The following is a 17,584-nucleotide window of genomic DNA, read 5'->3' as shown; positions in this document are numbered from 1 at the left end:
CACAAGGAATCAATTATAGAACCATGTGACAAAGACCGTCGAAGAAGCGTAGTTTTAAGAAAGAGGCTCTGTGAGTAGTATACAACGATCAGTATGACTTCGCCTTGGGAGCAGAATCAGATCCTCATTGATATCATGGATGGTCTTGGTGTGGCGATCCATGACGAGGACGCAGACATCGCTAATCTCACCTCTATCAAGCTGAACAAGCTGCTCTACTTAGCCGTCAACAAATTCGATCTACCAATCACATACAGCTGGTACAAATATGGTGCCAGTCTCAGTGGTGGTCAGAGCGACGTCGCCGTCGATTCTGTCGAACCACGGGCGCTTGCCGACCTACCTTCACCTGACGAGCCGAGCATTGGGAATTCTTGGGACTACCCCTCTCCAGAGGAGTATGCATACTTTTTCAAGAGCGACATAGAGCTCACGAAAATCCTCCAAGAGGAAACGAAATCCTATCTACGTGAGTTCTACACCGGCTACGCCCCTAAAGAATATCGGGATCTCTACGTTGCCTCGGCGGTATTGCAGAAGTCTCTGGATACAATACTAGACATGAATACCGGGGAGTTCAACGAGAACTCTACTGAGTGTCTGGACACTATTGAAGAAGAACTGCGGGATTTGGATCACCAGATTCTCCTAAACAGCCATATTGAGGCTGATGAAGAGAACGCACTCACGGCGTATACAGACCTCCTCCGGCAGGTTATCAACAATCTGGACAACCAAGCGACTGACCTATCCCGGAAACAGTTTCAAAAATTCAGGCGATTACTCAAGTTCTATTATTCGCATGCGTGGAAGTACGTCTCGCTCGGTATTTCGGAAAAAACTGCGAGCGGTCCCAGTAGACGTGATCTGATCGGTGGGGCCGTCAGTGATTTGGATTCGTTAGAAAAGAACTACACTGACGAGCTACAAGCGCTCAGGAAAAGTTGCGAAGACGCAGGATTGGTTCCTGCGGTGCTGGAGCAGTCAATTATGGTTGACGCTGAAGAGTCTGCTGACCCAGATGCCGAGGCTGTTGACGCGGCATTCGAAAGCATCCGATCCAATATGCAGTCACGTGAGTATGAGTCGTTAGATCCCGAAGAGTTTACCAAGTGATCGGATGACAGTTCAGCCGATTCTCGCGGATTCTTCAGCCTTGATCGGGCTAGCCGCTTGTAATGAGGAATATGCGGATACGGTGTTCTCCGAGATCGCCGTCAGTACGACATGGACGTGTTTCCGTGAGATTCGAGATAAAGCCAGAAACGGTGGCTCTCACTGGTTACAAAAATCCGCAGAAAGAATCCTGGATTACGTCGAAGACGGTGAAATCGCGTACCCGACTCGGGTGAACATCCCAGGCGCGCCCAACAGTGGCGTACCTGATGCTGGGGAGAAATCTGTCCGCATCGCTCTCGGACAATATGAAGAGATCTCCAGCATCTTGTTATTCGACCGAGGTGCTGCAGTATTACTAGAGCGAACACAACAGGAGCTCGCAGGGACACCGAATGAGTTTACGATTGAACCACCAAACTTTCCACTGTATCTCTTGACGCGCCGGGATAGTGACGAGCAGAATATGTCAAAAGACACGTTCTGCGATCAGTCGGAAAAGATCCTGCAGCGGATGGATTGGAAAGGATCTCGGCAAGAAAACCTCTTTTGGGAGTTCCCGATTGACTGCTAAAGCCTCCTTGCGATATTCACCCTCAATATTCAGCACACTCATTATATCAACTGTTGAGGGTTTCAATAGACCCAACTATCGTAACGACCGATCAACGGTGACTGGTTACCATCCTCAGCGATCGCCAGAATCGACGGTCTTGGTTACGCCCGTTACGTTGTGTTACGGTGTAGTTCGAGAAAGCCGTAACAGGCCGAAACCCGGCGAAATCCTTCGATTCCACTTCTATTCACACTTCATGTTACGATGTTGCGGTTTCTCAAAGAGCGTGTGTACGTGACGTGACAACGAAGCGTCCGTACCTCCACGATACACATCCCTCCAGAATCCGTAACATCGTCACAATCGAATTCTCACGCTGCAGTCCCGTGGTTTTCTGTTACAATTGAAGTGTAACAACGGCGGTTTGTTACGGTTCCGGTGACGGGAGCCGATAATATGACAGCCACATCACTCCAATTAGGAGACGAGCGGCGACAACCGATGATCATTGCCATCGAACCGGCAGACGGCGGTGGAATCGTATGGTGAAGTCACTCGATGTAGCCTAACGATTTATGTTAAAACAGACCCGAGATATAGTATGGCACCCGCCGACGCCACTGATCGCCCTCCCATTGACGACGCCCGCGACGAACTCCAGGCCGCTGTCCCCGAAGCCGCCCAGACCCTCCGCGAATTACTGGACGCCGAAGATGAGCGCGTTCAGATTCGTGCCGCCGAAGCCATCCTCGACCGTGCTGGGGTGACGAAAGCAAAGCAGGTCACCACCACAGCCGCCGAACAGAACGTCGGCGGCGTCGATCCCAAGACTCGAACCGAACGGATGTTCGATGAACTCACCTACTGAGAGATCATGGGTGGACTGGGCTCCGGCCGATATGAGTACGCGGCGACCCCCACCGTCGAGGAGTGTCGTCACCTGAACGTTGACCGACTCACTGAGTTAGTTACCTCGCCGGGGGAGACGACGACCCTCTGGTGGGGACGCCGTGAAAACCCCGACGCGAGTTCGACCGTCGACGTTGGCTCCCCCGAGGAGGGAGATCACGCCCCGTGGATTCGCCTCAGATACACGGTCACCGACTGTCGAACGAGTGAGCGACGTGACTACGACTACCCGATCGCCCTCGAGTACACCGAGTGTAATTTCGGGGGTGTCCGCCCCTGGTTTCGATGTCCTGGTAGCGATAGTGAGCCCTGTGACCGTCGCGTCGGCAAACTCTACTGTCCGCCGATGGCCGATCGCTACCGCTGTCGGCACTGCTACGACCTCGGATACACGTCGAGCCGGACGTCGGGCGACGACATGAAACAAGCCGAGTTACGGTATCGGCGTGCGTATGCGAAGCTCGACGAAGAAGGGCGGCAGCCGCACCCAAACAATGATCTCGTCCCGTATATTCCCGATCAACCGATGGGGATGCACCACGATACGTACGATGCGCTTGTAGCTGATCTTGAACACGCCCGACGGGAATGGGAAGAAGAATGGTATGTTCGACTCCAATCAATGATACGAAGCCTCAGCGACGGGTAACGTCAAAAGGTGAGCAGACTTGTCTCGTGTCGCGGATAACCGCGACAAGAGTGTACTTGTCCTCTGGGAGTTTAGTCATTTGTTCGGTGCCAGTTCGTCGGGGGTGCGGGCGATCAAAGGATCGAATGTAAGGAAATGCACACCATATATTATATTTTGATCACCGTCAATTTCTGGAGGAGAAGAGACACGATACTCGAAGGGTTCGGACCAGTATAAGTGCCGTTGCGGTCTCCAGAAGAGGGTGGAGGGAGGATTCGCTGGGCCCGAGGTAATGGTTTTGAAGATATCGAGTGTGTCAGTACGGATTCGTAATCCTTATGCAGGCTATCGGGCGTACGTAGATTACGTCGTGCCAGTGTAGCTCAGCCGGCAGAGCGAATCCTTCGTAAGGATTAGGTCGAGGGTTCAAATCCCTCCACTGGCTTAATTACTCGATTTTGAGGCCGTTCGATACGATGTTGGTTTCGCCGCGACCGCCCGTTTCGAACAAAGAATCGGAGTGAGCTATCGCCAGGGGTAATTTTATGCCGGTCGTCGCCTGCTTATTCGATATTATGGGATCCGGATCGCTGGTCACATCGAACTCCTCCGACTGTGAATCCGTGAAAGATGGGTATAGTCGGTTAGAAGATCTGTCGCCGAGTGCGAAGCTGGTCTACTTGGTGCTGGCCAACGAGCAGAAAATGTCGCGTAAAGCACTTGAAGGCCACACGCTGCTTTCCGGGAGGACGGTACGCCATGCGCTCAGCATGCTCAGAGACGAGAATCTTGTCGAACAAGAAGTGGACATCCGTGATGTCAGGATCAACCTGTACAGAGCGTTACCGGTCGAAGATCCGGACGAATAGCGCTTCTCATTATTCAATGAGGTTGGTCCAGAACGCGTCTTCATCGGTCGAAATTACCCCGCTCGGCTTCCCAATCAGGTCGTCGGTGATTGCAACCTCCACCATCACGTAGAACTCCATCTGATCGAGGATTTCGGTCGGAACCGATGTGACCCGGTTGCGCGTAATTTTACTCTGCTCGAGATAGGTCAGGTCGTCGGCAGCCCGAAGTTCGTCACCCCACTGCGTGAACACTGCCGCAGTGTTAGATGAATCGTAGGCCCAGAAGACCGGTGAGTCAATACTGACCACATCCTTCTCGATCATCTCGGCTGGTAAGGTGATGACGTTGGTCCGCGGTTGGTAGGATGCTTTCAGCATATACCGGTGATTGCCACGACCGGTGCTAATAGCGTTTCGTCGCCGTCCCATGGAGGGGTGAACAACCGATTTATGCCTATGCGATTGCAATCTACGGCAAGACCAGTAGAGCATTGATATGTCGGATATAAGGCCGCGCCGAGATTTTATGATAGACGATGAATTGGCCGATGAGATCGCCGACATGGTCGGCATCGATACATACAATTCTGCAAGCTACAACTCACAGTATCGAGCATCGTTCACCAAGGAGGAGCGTCGTCAGATTTACGAGGAAATCACCGGGGAACCCGGAGACGAGCTACTTCGAACAGAATTGAATCATCTTATCATGGAAGCATTGGGTTCAGAACTGCATTCCAGTTATCCGTACGAGTTCATACGGACGGACCTGAAGCTGATTCATAAACACCTATCCGAAGAACGCTCTGAAACACAGCAATGAAGAGATCCGACGCTACAAGCGATAGTACGGACGAATTGGACTCCGTATCCACGTTTCTCTGGCTCAATCAAAAGTCGGAGGAGAACTCGGGGTACAGTGATGCACACGGACAGGTCTACCATTTTCGCGGTGGTATTCCAGGATATAAAATCATTGGCGAAAACTGCCGGTTCGTGTACTATCAACCGGAGATTCAATCGTTTACCGGGACCGGGCAGATCTCACAGATCGAAACCCGGATCCCGGATGCGTTTGAGGATCAACCCAAAAACGACATTCCGCCGTCGATGATCAACTATTATGCACATATCGACGATTACTGCCCATCTGACCCTCCGATCCCTGCCCGGGTAGTAAAGGAACAAATCCCGATGCTTGCCGATAGAGAGGGACTTCGCGGTGTACCGCAGCACGGGATTACAGAGATAGACCGGGAGAACTTTGAGGCGATTCTGAATCTTGCCGAACGCGAAGCGGCCCTGGAGTAGGTGACTCTGGAGATGACTGATACTGTTTCGCTCCCGTTCGGTCAAACCGATCTCAATCCAAAAGAGGCAGCCGATTTGATCGACATCGACCGGGCAGTGGAACTCGCCGCAGAAGGCGGCGTTACCGACCCGGAAGCCCGCGTAGGCGAGTTTGTGGCGGCGATCCCGGGCCTGGTAGACTGGCTAGAAGATAAGGGCCGGTACCTGTCGTGGCGCTGTACCACGGATCCGTGGGAAGTCTACATAGCCGAAATCCTGCTTCAGCGGACACGCGCCGATCTGGTAGAAGCAGTGTACCCTGAGTTCGTCGAGAAATATCCGTCGCCCGCCGTACTCCGTGACACGACGTTTGAGACTGTCCGAGAGGACGTTGAGTCGTTGGGACTGGGTGAGAAACGGGCGACATCGTTGACCGATGCAGCCGAATTGTTCTGCACCGAATACGACGGCCGGGTTCCACAGTCGCTTGATACGCTCATGGAGCCGCGGTATGTCGGTGATTATTCGGCGCGTGCAACGCTTCTGTTTGCGTTCGGTAAGCCGCAGCCGCTGGTGGATGCGAACTTTGCTCGAGTGATCGGGCGTGTTCTCGGCTATAATATGCCGTCACGGCCGCACCAGAGCAGCAGGGTATACGACCTGTGTGACGCACTGGTGCCTGATGAGCCAGCAGCAGCTCGTGCTTACAGCCTTGCAATTCTTGACGTCGGTGCAGCAGTCTGTACTGCGACCGATCCGGAGTGTGCTGTCTGCCCGTTGAACGACTGCTGTCTGTATGCGTTGCAGCAACAGCCCGACTCGGCGTAAGGCCCTGTCCCCCTGAAACAGATTCTACGACGGTTCTGAATCATCGTCGATCGGATCTACCGTCCACGCTTCAATATCAAGTACAAGACGGTGATGAGGAACCGAATAGACTAGGCCGCGATTCTGGCGGTATTCTTTTTCGACAATCCCGGCCTCCACCAGGGTTTCGAGGTACCGGTAAATGGTTTCTCGGTGTTTTTCGTCTTCATACGCCTCGAGATACTGTTCGTGTGTTTCGGTCGCGGTTTTTGGATCCGACAGCAGTAGCTGTAGAATTTTCCTGCGGGTATCGTTCGCCAATGCATTTGCGACTGCCTCCGGATCCATCTGTTCCTAGTAACATTCAGTCTTACTTTGATATTCGTTACGATATACTGATTTAGACAATAAGACTTTGTAACAAGTTGCTGTTTATCGATGCCGACAACATTCCCACGTAACAAACATTCGTGTTAGTTGAGTGTTTCTTCCCGAAGTAGATGTCGAAGGATTTCGCCGAGGCGTACGCCGAAGTGCTGGAGAACGCGCAGACGATGGTCGAAGAACTTGAGGAAATTGATACAGAATCGGTGACGCGTGACAACTGGGAAGACCAGTTCGCGGGCTACATGGAGGCGCTTGACGAGTTGGAAGACGTTGAAAAAGATATGTATGCCGCGATTTTCGACGAAACAAGCGGCAAAGGCCGTATCCGTGAATACCTCCGAGATAAGATCGGGGAGCCGGTGAAGTCCGATCGGTTGGCCCGGATCAGCGGGATCAGCGAGTACGCACGTCGTGTGCGTGAGCTGCGGAACGAGGAAGGGTTCGTGATCGACAGCACACGGACGCGAGCGGAACTGGGACAGAACGACTATTTCATGGTCGAAGTCCAGGACGTGGACGTCAAGTCGCGGATCACTGCCCAGACACGGTTCGAGCAGCTGGAGCGGCAGGGAAGTTGCGAGGTGTGTGGTCGGGATCAGGAGAACGAAGGGGTCCGGTACATGGAGGTCGATCATATCGAGTCGTTCGTCGATTACGATGATCCGGAAGCGGTCAACGACCCGTCCAATCTCCGGACGCTGTGCAACGAGTGTCACCACGGGAAGAGCGCGTCAGACAATATTGCGAATCGCAGACGTGGCGGCCGGATCGAAGACGGCCCGAAAAGCGAGTAATCAGTTGCCTCTCGCGTGGCTGTTGCTACGGTCCGTCGTCGCTGGTTTGCCGGGACTCAATCATGTTGTTGATGTCGTCGATGAGATTGGTGAAGTCCTTCATTTCTTCGTGGAGTTTGAAATACCGGTACGCTTTCGTGATATCTGTTGGTGATGCGTCCTCGACCAGTTCTAGAAGGGAGCCCGATTCTTCGTCGAACGGGCGTATGGTCTCGAGGACCAGTGGTTTGTGGACATGGTAGACGCGGTCGATTGCATGGTGGTCGATCAACGTGGTCAGGTAGTTCTCGTCACAATCGTTGGTGAGGACGGTCATATTGAGGTCCGGTGTCCGTTCTTTCAGGAATTCTGCTTCGAACAGGTACTGTTTGAGACGATCGCGGCGCAACGTCCATTTGGTCGAGATCACCATGCGGAACTCGCCGGGAGAGAACAATGCCAGGTCAAGAGTTTCTACATCACCTTCTTGGATCATCTCGTATCCCCGCATCGGTGCATTGGTGCCGCCGGACAGCTGTGGGCCGACCATTGGTTCGACCCCGCAGAATGTTTCGATGAGATACGAGGTTGTATGCTCGAAACCGTTTCCACGCGTATTCTGACGGTCGCCGCCAAGTCCACTGTACAGAAGGTCGAAATCGTCGTCGTAGGCGTCGCCGATTGCGTCCTGGATGTAGTTGCGGGCTCGGACACCGCGGTCCATCCATTTGAAGCTCTCGATCGTTGATGATTCCTTGATGGTTGGAATGTTCTCGACCTCCTCGCTCCGCTTCGTTGTTTCGTGTTCAACAGTGTCGTATTTGTCCCATAGAATCTTGTATACGTGCTGCCAGGCATCGTCCTCTTCCACCTCCTGATCTGCAAAATAGTCCTCAACGAACTCCCGATAATCGTTTGTCACACGGAATGACACTCAGTCACAGCACAAAGTAGTGTCGACCAATACGGCAGAAGAAACGGGGACTCCGTGAGAAGTGACTATTCGAACGCGGCCAGCTGCGACTGTTTGCCTTCACCGATCGGAAAGGACTTCTTGAAGATCTCGTGCTCGGTTTCGGCATCGTGCTTGATCTGGCTTTCTTCGCCCTCGAGATGCATCTTCATCGCCTGACCGAGGTGGTATGCCAGTTTCGGTGGGACAGCGTTCCCTATTTGTGGAGCAACTCGGGTGCGGGCACCGGAGAACTCGAAGTCGTCGGGGAAAGTCTGTAACCGGGCGCCTTCCCGGATGGTGATCGACCGGTTTGCTTCGGGATGGAGATACCGGCCTTTCTCGGGTTTGTAGAACTCGGTGCGGATCGTGACGGAGGGACGGTCCCACCACAGCCGGCCGAACAGATCGGTGCCGCCGGTCGGCTTGTTTTTCCAACAGTTCGGTAGAAGTTCTTCAGGGATGTCGAATCGGTTGCCGCCGGGTGGTACCTCTTCCATCCGGTTTTTACTGAGTTCTGTGACGTGCTTCCGGGAGACATGCCAGTTCTCTCCGGACGGTTCCTCTGGGAGATCACCGATCGCATCTTCTACGGTGCGCTCGGGTTCGTCGAGTGGTTCTGGGAAGAACGGGACACCGTGTTTGCTGCCGAGGATGAAACCGCGTTTCCGTTTCTGGGGGACCCCGTAGTCGTGTGCCCACAGTGTGTCGACGACGGTTGTGTACCCGTTGTCTTCGGCGATTTCAACGGCGCGGGCGCCCTGGGTGGATTTGAGGAAGCGCGGTACGTTTTCGATGAGGAATATATCGGGTTCGATCTCTTCGACCGCCCGCATGAAGTGTCGCCACAGCGTGTTGCGTTCGTCGTCTAGTTCGTCGGTTTTGACGCTGTTGAGATTTGAAAAGCCCTGACATGGTGGTCCGCCGACAACGATATCGGCATCGCCCCATTCTCCGAAGGACTCGATTTCCCGGATGTCGGTTTCGAGTACTTCGGCATTGAAGTTCATGCGGAAGCTTTCGGCGGCTTCATCGTCGAGTTCGACGGCTAGTGTGGTTTCGAATGCCTGCTCGTCGAAACCGAGATCGGCGTAATCCAGGTTACCGAGGCCGTTGAGGCGTTCCGGCATTTCAAGGCCGATTGACATACCACCTGCACCGCTGAAGAGATCGACGACTTTGTACGGCGTCCTACTCATGCACGAAAGAAATTGCCGACGAGATCATTGTATGGTCGTTCAACATGGTTTTCAGTGGGATCCGGCTAATGGGTTTCCCTTTCTCCGTTGGTATCCGGACTGTTTGTACCGGGGGGTCAAAATGGTTTGTTAACCGGAGTGAAAGTAGAGTGGTGTACGGTAGGGGGATTAATACTTGTGAATGTTTATTCAATCAAAATCCAAATTCATTGTGGAATGAAAGATGGGTGCCAGTGATGACTAAAGAGTCGATAGAGGTGCGTGTAACAGATTTTGTAGACTCCACATAGATATACTGACTGATAAGAATTTCGTAGTCAGGAACAAGGGGACCCTAGAGTGTTAGGCTTGATCCCTAGCTTCTTTTTTTTTTACATATTTTAGAGCAATCTATGACAGGGTATAAATGAAATTTTTTATATATTTTAGGTAGTGAAGTTCCGGTAAACTTTTGTAAGTACAATGTGATGATTCGAAAATAATGCCGAGTATCCTTGATGGCGATATCGACTGGACAGACGCTCAACAACGGGTTATCGAGCATCAAAGTGGTCCGATTCAGGTTGCTGCCTGCGCAGGGTCAGGAAAAACGCACACCATCTCTGCCAGAATTGCGTACATGGTTTCCAACGGAGTTCCTCGAGAGAATATCGTCGCGTTCACCTTCACAGAGAATGCCGCTAAGGAACTCAAAGTCCGGATTCGAGACTGGATGAGCAAAGCCGATCTCGAGGATCCATCCCTCGGCGACATGTTCGTCGACACGATTCACTCGTTCTGCCAGCATCTTCTCCACGAGTACCGAGAGGAGACTCTCAGCTACGATGTCATGGGAGATAATGAGCGTCGTGCCTTTATCCAGAACCACTTCTTCGACCTTGATCTCCACCAAATTGAGCCGAGACATCCAAACAACAATTATCGGAAAGTGAAGTGGTTCATGGAGGATATCGATACCCTTCGCCGCGAACGGATTATCGGCGATGCCGAGGCGTCACAAGACGAGGACACTCAGGCATTAATGGAAGCATATCAAGCATACCAGGAACTCTTGGACGAGTACCATTTCTTCGATCACCAGGAACTCGTTTACCGAGCCGTCCAGATGTTGGAAAATGACCGTGAAATTCGTGAAGCGGTCCGAGAACAATACCAGTATCTCATCGTCGACGAATATCAAGATGTCAATAATATTCAGGAGGATTTAATCGAACTGCTCACAGGGGACGATCCGAACCTGTGTGTTGTCGGCGACGACGATCAGTCCATTTTCGGTTGGCGTGGGGCACAGCCGGAGAACTTCATCAATTTCACCGATCGTTACGATGCAGAACAGGAGGTTCTCGCTCAAAATTTCCGATCCACGGAACCAATTGTCGATCAGGCTCGAGCAGTTATCGAGCGGAATAATGATCGTGTAGAGAAACCGATGGAAACCGACCAGGGCGGACAGGTCGGCGACATCTACCAGTGTTTCTTCGATACGCAAGATGAAGAGATTGACTTCATCCTCAACCGAATCGAGGAAGTCGTGGGAACAGTCTACGAGGATCAGCAAGGAAACAGGCACACCATTCGATACGGAGATGTCGGGATTCTCTTCCGGAAAAAGAAGTTTATGGAGCGGATCCAGGATGGTCTCCGTGACAGAGATATCCCATATACTGTGCAGGGGGATAACGGGCTGTTTGCGCATCCGATGACCAACTTCGTTCGACTGGCGTTCGGATACGTAGCTCAAGGTGACGACGAGGACTTCGAAATCATCGACGGTGACGCCTCCAATGCAAATCAGGGCGATATTCAGACGGTCCAAGTAACGGAACAGCAACTGCGCAGGGAAATCAACGGTATTGATGCGCTGCGAGACCGTGAAGACGAAATCATCGAACAGTTGGATGATCTTCAAGAATGGTATGAAGACCCGTCCAGTCGGCGAATCGAACCGCAGGCGGAACTCCATAAAATCCTGTCGGCAATGGGAATCAACGAGGCAGGCGAAACTGATGAAAGGGTCGCGGAAGGTTTCGACGAACCGGTTATGTACTCGCTTGGCCTCGTCAGCGAGCTCATCAAGGATTTTGAATCGGTGAACGAGATAATCTTCCCAGATCAGATAACCGATCTGGTCGAGTTCCTTGACCTTTCCTCGTTTTATGGTCGTTCACAGGTCGACGATCCTACGCTGGTGGATGCAGTCGATTTGACGACGATTCACGGCTCCAAGGGGCAGGAATATGCGGCGGTGTTTATCCCGGCGATGTTCACCTACGGATTCCCGAACGCGGGCCAGAGTATGTCAAGGAATTTCGCTCGATACACGGAGTGGATTGACAATGGCGTGTTCGATTACGGTGTATACCAGGACAGCGATGAAGCGCTTCGACGGCTGTTCTATGTGGCACTTACTCGTGCGAAAAAGTATCTTGCTGTGACGGGTGCCGAATCGAATCCGACGTACGAGCAGAATCACTCGCCGTCACAGTTCTTTGATGAGCTGGAGGCTGTTGATCATCCGGCGGTATTGCGCGACCCTCTCCCGGATCCAGCACCGCGGGAGGTGCGTGATCTGCCAGCAACCGGTCGGGAGATTGTGTATCCGACGTCGTTCAGTGATCTTCGATATTATCAGCGGTGCCCGTATGATTATAAGCTCCGACAGGTCTACGGCTTTGCGCCGCCGATTGATCAGGCGTTCGGATTTGGTTTTGGTGTTCACGATCTGCTTCGGGAGATGCATCAGCGACACACGGAAGATAATAACGAATTCCCTATTTCGCCGGGAGAGATACGTGAACGCGTCCAAGACGAGGATCGTTTCCATCTACGTTATGCCTCTGGTCAGATTGAAGATAATCTCCGGTCGGCCGCTGAAGATATGCTCATCAATTATGCCCAGAATTACCGGGAGGATATGATAAGCGCGTATCGTGCAGAAGTCCCGTTCGAGATCCTGGTCGGAGAAGATAACGATGATGGGGCCACCGCGTTAGTCTCTGGAGAGATTGATCTTCTGGAGCATAAGGATCCGGAGACCCAGGATGTTCGTGAAGTCGATGTAATCGATTTCAAAACCAGTGAGCGGCCGGAGGAGAACACTACTGAAGCTCAGGAGAACGCGTTCCAGGTGCGACTCTATGGCGTTGCGACTCGCAGTGATTTCGATCCTGATACGACAGAGGGGTATGTTCATTATCTGCAGCAGAATCCTGAAGAAGATGGGACGCTCGGGGAAGAGAACGAGAGAAGAGAACCGGTTGATCTCTCCAATACGAACCTTGATCAGGTCGAGCTTGTGGTAGAGAATCGGGTCAACCAGATTGCCGACCGTGAATTCTATCCTCAGCCGTCTGAAGAGAAGTGTGCAGAATGTGACTTTAGAAACATCTGTCCGCACGCCGAAGACTGATTCACGGCGTCGTGAATACCTTTGATAGGTGTGCCAGGCTATTGGGTCCAGGAGTCACTCGGATTCGGCCAAGCGAACGACCGGTTCATGGAGTTCTGCGAGTTCCGGTGCCGAGCATGGCCTTGAGTACGTCACCCACGCAGAGTGGCTCAAAGAGCACAGTAGTCAGTTGGTCTTCTCACCCACAGATCTGTAGTAGGGGATCAAGGTGAGTTCGTGAGTCGGCCAATAGGTGGAGATCCTTCGGCGATGAGTGAATACTTGTTGTGCAGTACCCCCAGGTCACAGTCCACAGGAACGGTTGTTTTCTCCCTCTAGCAGAGGTGGAAGCGTTATTGATCGGGTTGGTCTACGATACGTATCCTGAGCAGCTACTCAACCACAAAGAGGTCCCAAACGAGGCGCCTGCCAACCGGAAAGAGTTGCAGTTTCGGCCCATTTCTTGACGATCACAGTGCGCGACTGATCTCACGGTGGGGACTTGTAACATAGCAGCGTTACTGTCGCGCCTGCTGCATTGTGAGGGGCTAGGCCTCCCCCGAGGAGGGAGTTATTCATAGCGTTACACATGAAAAGCGTGCCGGGGCCCTTCTGTGAGTGGAATTCGCCATAGATCCTCTCAGAGGGACCTGGGTATAGCGAGGTAAAAGTGTGCGACACGGGGATCCCAGTACGAAGCGTTATTCGTCGTCTCGGTTGAGTTGTCTCGCCGCATAGAACACCGGGATAAGCAGGATGACCACAACCGAAGTGGTCCAATGGAAGAGCGACAGCTCTGCCCAGACTACCGCCATCACTGCGAACACTTCGCATGTTAGGTTAAAGAGACGCCGAGTCGTAGTACTACCGTTCCACCGGAGTTTCAGCAGAATCAGGGGAGGTTGAAACACAACATGACCGACGACAGCAATCAGTCTCAAATCGCGGAACTCGAGCTGCTGGCAGAACTCATCCATCTCGGTGGCGGGCCCGAGGATCCGCCGTCGGTGAAAGGGGTGGAAGAAGATGGCGCTTACTCCGTAGAGACGTATCGGCGCCGCTTTGGGTCATGGAACGCGGCAGTTGAGGCCGCTGGGTTCCAGCCGCGATCGCCGACCGAGAGAATTCCGAACAAGGATCTGCTCGAGGAGATCAAGCGGTTGGCTGACGGTGACAAGCCACCAACGATGCAGGAGATGAACAATAAAGGGGCCTACTCTGTGAAGACGTTTCAAGAGCGTTTCGGCTCGTGGAACGAAGCGGTCGAGACAGCTGGCCTCGAACCACAGCGTAGTTCTGAACGGATTCCGAATGAGGATCTGGTTGCGGAAATCAAACAGTTGGCTGACGGAGACAAACCACCAACACAGATACAAATGACTGCGGAGGGCGCCTACTCCCCCCGAACAATAAAGAGCCGCTTTGGTTCGTGGAACGCGGCAGTCGAAGCTGCTGGATTCAATCCTCGGAGGCCCGGTGAGCAAGCAACACGAAAGAATCCCTCCACAGGGGAACTCCTCACGGAGATCAATCGGTTAGCAGATGGTGATGAACCGCCGACGACTCACGAAATGAATGCGGAGGGCCGATACAGTTCGGGGATATACGTCGATCGCTTCGACTCATGGAACGAGGCGGTTAAGGCCGCTGGGTTCGACCCTCGGCCGGGAAGGCCACGCGGAGGTCCAATCCCGGATGAAGCGTTACTCTACGACGTGCGGTGTGGTGCGGCTGTCCTTGGCGTGTCACCATCTCACGACGATTACAAAGATTTCGGAACCCACTCGACGCGGACGCTGCGCCTACGGTTTGGCTCGTGGGATGAGGTCCTTAAGGCCGCCGACCTGCCGCCGACCCACCGGAATGCCGATCTCAATCTCGAAGACCTTGAGGTCCCCAGCTACTACCTCGACGAGCCCGCGGAGGTAGATACTAACGAATGATGAATTACCGTATATGATCGTCGAGCACATCTGGTGGCAGTTCAATTACACCTCTGGCACGACGGCGATACGATATAGACTAACCTTTAAATACTAAAAATGGCAAAGGGCGTTGAATCTTTTTAAGTATAACGGGGCGACTGTTCATGGGAGCGTTACAGATACCATGAGTTCACTAAATCTTCGTTCTCGTTATATATTTCAATCCAATATATTCCCTCTCCGCCATCAGTAGTGGAGAACGGCAGTTCAGGGTTTTCATATGTCCGTAGTTCTGGACCTCCCCCAAACGAGTAATATACCTTAATAACGTGGATTTGATGGGGGTTTCCTGTTATCCGTACATGCTGTTCAAGTTGACCAGTCCACATTCGGATTGTTGTTCCATTCTGATTTGAAATGATCTTCTCGGATTTCCCTTTTGGTCCATTCTCTTCGGGACCGTTCCATTGGTCTGGATCTCCTTGTTTTGTCGCCCCTATTCCCATTGCTCCGACTCCACCTATGGTACCGATTCCTGCTATCACTGTGCGTCGTGTGATCTTATTTTGCGTCATCACGTTCTATCCTCATTCGGGGTAATGTTATGTAGCTTACACTATGACAAATAAGCTAACAGTCGGACGCAGTTATAGAGAAGGTACTGACCCTATGGTACTCATTTCGGCTGTTGACTTTCACGGTCTAGCAAAAAAAGCTGGTGAATCTCAACCTTGTCGTTCGCCTCCTCGTTCACACCGGTATCATTGATGCACTACATCCTACCGCTCAAAGTGTTGGGTTTCAGATACACCGCCAATAACTCTTCACGTGGTGTATTGTACGGTTGTTTAAATAGGAGAAACGCAGGAGGGTGTTGAACCCTTTTTAAGTATGCCCGGGGAGGGCTCCGAACCCTCGATCTCCGCATGTCCCAGGTTCGAGGCTCGGCAGAGTCCTCGAGGGACACGGAGGCTTCCAAGGCGAAACCGCACCGAATCTCTGAACCCTATGAGTGCGGCGCTATGTCCAGCTAAGCCACCCGGGCTTGCTGCAGTAGGGGGTTGTTCGCTGTGTTTCTTTAACCTTCCCATTCGCCGACAGCGTGTAATCCCTACCCACGGATTTATCACCAGCCCATACGAACCACGGTGCATGACCGTTCCCGGTATCGTCCAGTCGACGCTCGAGGGCGAGGAAATCGCCGCTCGAGTGCCACTCGGTGGTGACGACGAACTGTTCATCACACCCTCCAGGACCATCATCTATCGCGCCGAAGGACTGCTGAGCGACGAATCCGTCGACACGTTCCCGCACGACGCCGACCGCCTCTCGCTCTCGGAAGGCCGCCGAAAGACCCGATTTACGCTCGAGTACGCCCTCGACGGCGAACGTGAGTTCACGATTCCGGGAAATCGAACCGACGAGGTCCTCCACCCCGTGCTCGCCGGCGTCCTCACCGGCAACGACATCACCGACTCGGGCGAGTCCGTCCTCAAGACGTTCCGGTTCAGCGAACTCACCCTGATCATCACGAGCGACCGACTCGTCAAGCACATCGGTGAGGCCGTCTGGGACAGCGACTTCGAGCAGTACCACTACGCCGACGTGACGAACCTCTCGTTCGAGGATGGCAGCGTCGCCACGCAGGTCGTTCTCGAGGTGGACGGTCGCCAGCAGCGGATCAAAGCCCCGAACGACCAGGCGGACGAGGTTGCCGAACGCCTCAAGCGCGCGCTCTGTTCATTCCACGACGTCGAGACGCTCGAGGAACTCAACGCACTCCTCGCAACAGACGAGGACGACGCGGACGAACCGACCACCGAGTCGCCGTCGGGCGTCGACTTCGGCATCGGCGTCGACCCACTGGATGCGAACCCGCCGGAACCAGACGACCTCGGCGGAGAGACGGCGGCGAGCCAGGAACCGACCGAGACCGACTCATCCAGCGACCCGCTCGGCTCCTCGAGCGCTTTCGATTTAGGGTCAAACACGGACGAGGGGGCTGGGCAGACGGCCCAGCAGCAGACCGCCGACGACCCCCTGCACGACGAATCAAGTGTGACTGATCGATCCTCGGCTTCGACCGGCGCAGTTCAAGATGTGGCGACGGCCGACTCGTCCTCAGCTAACCCGGAACTGCCCGAGCGGATCGAGTCGCTCGAGTCGGCCGTCGAGGCCCAGACCGAGTTGCTCGAGGCCCAACAGGCGACCATTGAGCAGTTGATCGAGGAGCTTCGGCAGGGTCGATAATCGTTGCTGACAGAGCTATCGAGAGTATAGTAGCTATCGAAGAAATAGCAACTATAAACCGTATAGTTGTAGCGTTATAGTGGCGTTTCAGACGTGACCACCGGCCTCACTCCCGCCCCGTGACTTTCCTGATACACGACGAGCCAAACGGCCCGAGTTCGCCGGCCTCGAGTTTGATGAAGTGACCCGTCGAGAGTCCGGCGCCACAGCGTCGACAGGAGAACTCGCCCTCCTTGGTGACGACCTGTTCTTCGAACCGGACGTACTGGCGGCTCTTCACGCGAACGATACCGTCCTCCCGGTCGATGATGCCACGTAGTTCCGCCTCGTCGAGGATCGTTCGCGTCACCGCGGGATCCGTGGTGATCGTCTCGATTCGGTCGACGACCGCCGGGAGCGGGAGCGACTCGTGCTCGAGTCGCTCGAGGAGAGCGAGTCCGAGGTCGACGCGGTCGTCTTCGGCCATCGTGCTCGCTCTGGAGTGTTCCGTGGACGGTGATAAACGTTGTGTCGACGCTCGGCCCTGTCGCCCGGTTTGGTGCTCTCGTTA

At 53.6% G+C, this 17,584-nt stretch carries 18 protein-coding genes and 2 tRNA genes; 13 read left to right on the top strand and 7 right to left on the bottom strand.

Annotated elements, in window-relative coordinates; translation table 11 throughout:
* Window positions 1-93 precede the first annotated feature (93 nt).
* From AC6I65_RS09990 to AC6I65_RS09965, 6 genes are all read left to right on the top strand, one after another.
* The gene (locus AC6I65_RS09990) at window positions 94-1,116 is read left to right on the top strand and encodes a DUF8098 family protein (RefSeq protein ID WP_497901761.1); all 1,023 of its coding nucleotides are present in this window, start codon (window positions 94-96) and stop codon (window positions 1,114-1,116) included.
* 4 nt (window positions 1,117-1,120) lie between these two features.
* Window positions 1,121-1,690: a hypothetical protein gene (locus AC6I65_RS09985; protein WP_497901760.1), complete on the top strand. Its 570-nt coding sequence runs from the start codon at window positions 1,121-1,123 to the stop codon at window positions 1,688-1,690.
* Between the two features lie 583 nt (window positions 1,691-2,273).
* Window positions 2,274-2,540, top strand: a complete 267-nt coding sequence (locus AC6I65_RS09980) for a hypothetical protein (protein WP_497901759.1) — start codon at window positions 2,274-2,276, stop codon at window positions 2,538-2,540.
* A 6-nt stretch (window positions 2,541-2,546) separates the two neighbouring features.
* Complete coding sequence (locus AC6I65_RS09975) at window positions 2,547-3,230, top strand: hypothetical protein (RefSeq protein ID WP_497901758.1); 684 nt, start codon at window positions 2,547-2,549, stop codon at window positions 3,228-3,230.
* Between the two features lie 354 nt (window positions 3,231-3,584).
* Window positions 3,585-3,657, top strand: a tRNA-Thr gene (locus AC6I65_RS09970).
* A gap of 100 nt (window positions 3,658-3,757) precedes the next feature.
* Window positions 3,758-4,081 carry a hypothetical protein gene (locus tag AC6I65_RS09965; protein WP_497901757.1) on the top strand — a complete coding sequence of 108 codons (324 nt, stop codon included), beginning with the start codon at window positions 3,758-3,760 and terminating at the stop codon, window positions 4,079-4,081.
* A 9-nt stretch (window positions 4,082-4,090) separates the two neighbouring features.
* Here the strand turns inward: AC6I65_RS09965 and AC6I65_RS09960 are convergent, their stop codons facing one another.
* Window positions 4,091-4,441 carry a hypothetical protein gene (locus AC6I65_RS09960; protein WP_497901756.1) on the bottom strand — a complete coding sequence of 117 codons (351 nt, stop codon included), beginning with the start codon at window positions 4,439-4,441 and terminating at the stop codon, window positions 4,091-4,093.
* Between the two features lie 148 nt (window positions 4,442-4,589).
* Here AC6I65_RS09960 and AC6I65_RS09955 point away from each other — a divergent pair, with 148 nt between their 5' ends.
* The 3 genes from AC6I65_RS09955 to AC6I65_RS09945 are packed head-to-tail and all read left to right on the top strand — an operon-like array spanning window position 4,590 to window position 6,181.
* Entirely contained in the window at window positions 4,590-4,886 is a 297-nt protein-coding gene (locus tag AC6I65_RS09955; protein ID WP_497901755.1) for a hypothetical protein, read from the top strand.
* Window positions 4,883-5,374 carry a hypothetical protein gene (locus AC6I65_RS09950; protein WP_497901754.1) on the top strand — a complete coding sequence of 164 codons (492 nt, stop codon included), beginning with the start codon at window positions 4,883-4,885 and terminating at the stop codon, window positions 5,372-5,374. Before AC6I65_RS09955 ends, AC6I65_RS09950 begins: the two co-directional genes overlap by 4 nt.
* 12 nt (window positions 5,375-5,386) lie before the next feature.
* A complete protein-coding gene (locus AC6I65_RS09945) occupies window positions 5,387-6,181 on the top strand; it encodes an HhH-GPD family protein (protein ID WP_497901753.1) in 795 nt (264 codons plus the stop codon).
* Between the two features lie 24 nt (window positions 6,182-6,205).
* Here AC6I65_RS09945 and AC6I65_RS09940 read toward each other — a convergent pair whose 3' ends face one another.
* Entirely contained in the window at window positions 6,206-6,508 is a 303-nt protein-coding gene (locus AC6I65_RS09940; protein WP_497901752.1) for an ArsR/SmtB family transcription factor, read from the bottom strand.
* A gap of 152 nt (window positions 6,509-6,660) precedes the next feature.
* On the opposite strand from AC6I65_RS09940, the gene AC6I65_RS09935 reads away from it, so the two are divergent.
* Window positions 6,661-7,341: an HNH endonuclease gene (locus tag AC6I65_RS09935; RefSeq protein WP_497901751.1), complete on the top strand. Its 681-nt coding sequence runs from the start codon at window positions 6,661-6,663 to the stop codon at window positions 7,339-7,341.
* A gap of 25 nt (window positions 7,342-7,366) precedes the next feature.
* Here AC6I65_RS09935 and AC6I65_RS09930 read toward each other — a convergent pair whose 3' ends face one another.
* Window positions 7,367-8,242 carry a hypothetical protein gene (locus tag AC6I65_RS09930; protein WP_497901750.1) on the bottom strand — a complete coding sequence of 292 codons (876 nt, stop codon included), beginning with the start codon at window positions 8,240-8,242 and terminating at the stop codon, window positions 7,367-7,369.
* Between the two features lie 77 nt (window positions 8,243-8,319).
* Window positions 8,320-9,420: a DNA cytosine methyltransferase gene (locus tag AC6I65_RS09925; RefSeq protein ID WP_497901749.1), complete on the bottom strand. Its 1,101-nt coding sequence runs from the start codon at window positions 9,418-9,420 to the stop codon at window positions 8,320-8,322.
* A gap of 532 nt (window positions 9,421-9,952) precedes the next feature.
* Here AC6I65_RS09925 and AC6I65_RS09920 point away from each other — a divergent pair.
* Complete coding sequence (locus AC6I65_RS09920; RefSeq protein WP_497901748.1) at window positions 9,953-12,880, top strand: ATP-dependent helicase; 2,928 nt, start codon at window positions 9,953-9,955, stop codon at window positions 12,878-12,880.
* A gap of 893 nt (window positions 12,881-13,773) precedes the next feature.
* Entirely contained in the window at window positions 13,774-14,802 is a 1,029-nt protein-coding gene (locus AC6I65_RS09915; protein ID WP_497901747.1) for a homing endonuclease associated repeat-containing protein, read from the top strand.
* A gap of 155 nt (window positions 14,803-14,957) precedes the next feature.
* On the opposite strand, the gene AC6I65_RS09910 is transcribed toward AC6I65_RS09915, so the two are convergent.
* Window positions 14,958-15,329 (bottom strand): hypothetical protein, encoded by a 372-nt coding sequence (locus AC6I65_RS09910; RefSeq protein WP_497901746.1) that lies wholly within the window; start codon window positions 15,327-15,329, stop codon window positions 14,958-14,960.
* Window positions 15,330-15,676: 347 nt separating this feature from the next.
* Window positions 15,677-15,829 (bottom strand) — tRNA-Met (locus AC6I65_RS09905).
* 107 nt (window positions 15,830-15,936) lie between these two features.
* Here AC6I65_RS09905 and AC6I65_RS09900 point away from each other — a divergent pair.
* Window positions 15,937-17,034, top strand: coding sequence for a DUF7115 domain-containing protein (locus AC6I65_RS09900; protein ID WP_497901745.1), 1,098 nt, complete (start codon window positions 15,937-15,939; stop codon window positions 17,032-17,034).
* 106 nt (window positions 17,035-17,140) lie between these two features.
* On the opposite strand, the gene AC6I65_RS09895 is transcribed toward AC6I65_RS09900, so the two are convergent.
* Window positions 17,141-17,500, bottom strand: coding sequence for a DUF5830 family protein (locus AC6I65_RS09895; RefSeq protein WP_497901744.1), 360 nt, complete (start codon window positions 17,498-17,500; stop codon window positions 17,141-17,143).
* Window positions 17,501-17,584 lie beyond the last annotated feature (84 nt).

The organism is Natronosalvus sp. KLKA75 (assembly GCF_059736265.1).
Note: the sequence above shows the minus strand (reverse complement) of the source record. Positions and strands in the feature narration are given on the sequence as shown.

Excerpts from the sequence above, each read along its gene's own strand:
- AC6I65_RS09900 (WP_497901745.1), top strand. The coding sequence starts at position 15,937 with ATGACCGTTCCCGGTATCGTCCAGTCGACGCTCGAGGGCGAGGAAATC.
- AC6I65_RS09940 (WP_497901752.1), bottom strand. The coding sequence starts at position 6,508 with ATGGATCCGGAGGCAGTCGCAAATGCATTGGCGAACGATACCCGCAGG.
- AC6I65_RS09950 (WP_497901754.1), top strand. The coding sequence starts at position 4,883 with ATGAAGAGATCCGACGCTACAAGCGATAGTACGGACGAATTGGACTCC.
- AC6I65_RS09915 (WP_497901747.1), top strand. The coding sequence starts at position 13,774 with ATGACCGACGACAGCAATCAGTCTCAAATCGCGGAACTCGAGCTGCTG.
- AC6I65_RS09895 (WP_497901744.1), bottom strand. The coding sequence starts at position 17,500 with ATGGCCGAAGACGACCGCGTCGACCTCGGACTCGCTCTCCTCGAGCGA.
- AC6I65_RS09955 (WP_497901755.1), top strand. The coding sequence starts at position 4,590 with ATGATAGACGATGAATTGGCCGATGAGATCGCCGACATGGTCGGCATC.
- AC6I65_RS09980 (WP_497901759.1), top strand. The coding sequence starts at position 2,274 with ATGGCACCCGCCGACGCCACTGATCGCCCTCCCATTGACGACGCCCGC.
- AC6I65_RS09935 (WP_497901751.1), top strand. The coding sequence starts at position 6,661 with ATGTCGAAGGATTTCGCCGAGGCGTACGCCGAAGTGCTGGAGAACGCG.
- AC6I65_RS09945 (WP_497901753.1), top strand. The coding sequence starts at position 5,387 with ATGACTGATACTGTTTCGCTCCCGTTCGGTCAAACCGATCTCAATCCA.
- AC6I65_RS09920 (WP_497901748.1), top strand. The coding sequence starts at position 9,953 with ATGCCGAGTATCCTTGATGGCGATATCGACTGGACAGACGCTCAACAA.
- AC6I65_RS09975 (WP_497901758.1), top strand. The coding sequence starts at position 2,547 with ATGGGTGGACTGGGCTCCGGCCGATATGAGTACGCGGCGACCCCCACC.
- AC6I65_RS09985 (WP_497901760.1), top strand. The coding sequence starts at position 1,121 with ATGACAGTTCAGCCGATTCTCGCGGATTCTTCAGCCTTGATCGGGCTA.
- AC6I65_RS09960 (WP_497901756.1), bottom strand. The coding sequence starts at position 4,441 with ATGCTGAAAGCATCCTACCAACCGCGGACCAACGTCATCACCTTACCA.
- AC6I65_RS09965 (WP_497901757.1), top strand. The coding sequence starts at position 3,758 with ATGCCGGTCGTCGCCTGCTTATTCGATATTATGGGATCCGGATCGCTG.
- AC6I65_RS09990 (WP_497901761.1), top strand. The coding sequence starts at position 94 with ATGACTTCGCCTTGGGAGCAGAATCAGATCCTCATTGATATCATGGAT.
- AC6I65_RS09925 (WP_497901749.1), bottom strand. The coding sequence starts at position 9,420 with ATGTCAATCGGCCTTGAAATGCCGGAACGCCTCAACGGCCTCGGTAAC.